The following is a 288-nucleotide window of genomic DNA, read 5'->3' as shown; positions in this document are numbered from 1 at the left end:
TACGGCGGAACTGGAACATACACTTATTCTTGGAAAAAAGACACCAATGCAATTGCAGCAACTTCTCAGGATTTAACTGGAATTGGCGCTGGAACTTACGAAGTAACGGTTACGGATGCTAACGGATGTACTGCTGTTAAAACAATTACAATCGGACAGCCTGCTGCTGCGATAAACATTACAGAAAATTCTAAAACAGATGTAAAATGTTTCGGACAATTAACTGGAGCTATCGATTTGACTGTAACCGGCGGAACTGGAACATACACTTATTCTTGGAAAAAAGAC

At 40.3% G+C, this 288-nt stretch carries 1 pseudogene; it reads left to right on the top strand.

The features are described 5' to 3' along the window. A pseudogene (locus tag BOW55_RS20730) lies at nt 1-288 on the top strand (T9SS C-terminal target domain-containing protein); the annotation flags it as partial.

The sequence above is a fragment of the Flavobacterium sp. YO12 genome (genome assembly GCF_004119495.1).
GTDB lineage: Bacteria > Bacteroidota > Bacteroidia > Flavobacteriales > Flavobacteriaceae > Flavobacterium.
Note: the sequence above shows the minus strand (reverse complement) of the source record. Positions and strands in the feature narration are given on the sequence as shown.